We start from the raw sequence: 1906 nt of genomic DNA, 5'->3' as shown, positions 1-1906 counted from the left end.
CCCCCGGCGGCTGCGGGCGGTGCGGCTGGGCCCGATGGATTTCTACGGGCGACTGCGGGAGCGGATGAACCTCACCGACGCCCCCGCGGCGGTCGCGGACGGGCAGGCGGCCCCGCTGTGGCCGGTACGCTCGGCGCCGCCCGCAGCCGCCGGGGGGAGGCGTACACGCCGATCCAGTCGCCCGGGTTCAGCACGCCCCGCACCTGGCCGTCGATGCTGACCGCGGCCTGGCCGGAGCGCTCCAGCACCCGGAAGGCGATCGGCTCGTCCGGCGCCGCCAGCACCGAGCGGTCGAACGTCATGTGCGGGGCGACCGGGGTGAACAGCAGCCCCTCCATGCGCGGCGAGACCACCGGCCCCCCGGCGGCGAAGCTGTACGCGGTCGAGCCGGTCGGCGTCGCCACCAGCAGCGCGTCGGCGGAGTACGAGGCGAGGAGCTGGCCGGCGATGTACACGCCGACCGACACCTGCCGGTCCCGGGTCAGCTTCTCCAGGACCACGTCGTTCAGCGCGGTGACGTTCAGGGCCACGCCCCAGTCGTCCCCGACCGTGCAGTCCCCGCGCACCCGGGGCGGCGGCAGCATCGGGCCGCGCCCGTAGCGCACCAGGTCCGCCATGTGCGCGGGCACGCCCAGCGGGCAGGAGGCGCGCATGGTGAGCAGCATCCGGCTCTCCACCTCGTACCGGCCCTCGTACACCGCGTCCAGCGCGGCCCGTACGTCCGGGGCGGGCACCTCGGTGAGGAAGCCGACCCGGCCGAGGTCGACGCCGAGCACCAGGGCGTCGTTCTCCGCGGCCAGGCGGGCGCCGCGCAGGAAGGTGCCGTCGCCGCCCAGGGTGACGATGAGGTCCGGGTCTCCGGCGCTGTCGACCTCCTCGCGGGCGCTGTGCCGGGCGCCCTCCTGCCAGACGTCGATGTCGGCGCAGCCCACGTCGTGCGCGGCGCACCACTCGCGCACCGCGTCCGCCGCGGCGAGGGCGGCCGGGCGCCCGGCGTGCACGACCAAACCGATACGGCTCACCGTCATCCCGACACCCGCCTCCCAGCCGACCCGCGCGACCGCCCCATCCTCACCGGGAGGCGGACACGTGTGCGGGACGCCACGCCGCCGGAGTGCTACCGGGCGGTGCCGAAGTCCTGGGTCCAGTAGCTGCCGGGCTGGGCGAGGCCCACGCCGATCTCCTTGAAGGAGCAGTTGAGGATGTTCTCCCGGTGGCCGGGGCTGTTCATCCAGCCGGCCATGACCTGCTCGGGCGTGGAGTAGCCGTAGGCGACGTTCTCGCCGTACGTGCTCCACCGGTAGCCGGCCGCGGTGATGCGCGAACCGGGGTCGGAGCCGTCGGAGCCGGTGTGCGACATGGTGTTGTGCGCGGCCATGTCGGCGCTGTGGGCCTGCGCGGCCTTGGTCAGCGTGGAGTTGAGGGCGACCGGGGAGCAGCCGGCCTTGGCGCGCTCGGCGTTGACCAGTTCCACGATCCGGGCCACGTCGCCGGAGGCGGTCGCGGTCGGCTGCTGGGTGCCGGGCGAGGCGGCGGTGGCGGTCTGCACGGGGCGGGGCGCAGTGGAGATCTGGCGCACGGTCGGAGCCGAAACGGGCTTCGCGAAGGCCGACTTGGTGACGGCGGGCTTGGCGGTGGCCGGCTTGGCGGGCTGGGCGGCCGCCGTGGTCTTCGCGGCCTCGGGGGCCTGCCGCGTGGTGCGGTGGTGGGCGGGCGCCGCGGTGGGCCGGTGCTCGGTGCGGATGCTCGGGGAAGCGGAGGGGGTCGCGGGGACGGCGGCCTGCTTCCGCACGTGGTGCGACGCGTGACGGGGGCTCTGCTCGGTCTGCCAGGCGGTGGCCTCGGTCTGCCGGCCGGAGTCGCCCTTCCAGTCGACGCAGGCCACGGCGGCGGTCGGTACGCCCAC

Annotated in this window: 1 protein-coding gene and 2 pseudogenes; 1 reads left to right on the top strand and 2 read right to left on the bottom strand. The window is 75.4% G+C overall.

The annotated features are described in order from the left end of the window. Positions 1-220, top strand: a pseudogene (locus CCN33_RS33405) (hypothetical protein); the annotation flags it as partial. On the opposite strand, the pseudogene CCN33_RS29845 reads toward CCN33_RS33405, so the two are convergent. Beyond that, positions 138-1028 (bottom strand): annotated as a pseudogene (locus CCN33_RS29845) (NAD(+)/NADH kinase); the annotation flags it as partial. The pseudogenes CCN33_RS33405 and CCN33_RS29845 sit on opposite strands and share 83 nt — an antisense overlap. An 89-nt stretch (positions 1029-1117) precedes the next feature. Next, positions 1118-1906: CAP domain-containing protein (locus tag CCN33_RS29840; protein WP_107484023.1), on the bottom strand; the 789-nt coding region annotated here is incomplete at its 5' end.

Origin of the sequence: Streptomyces recifensis (genome assembly GCF_002154615.1) — a bacterium.
Lineage (GTDB): Bacteria > Actinomycetota > Actinomycetes > Streptomycetales > Streptomycetaceae > Streptomyces > Streptomyces griseoluteus.
The sequence above is the reverse complement of the archived record's forward strand: the minus strand, read 5'-3'. Positions and strand labels throughout refer to the sequence as shown.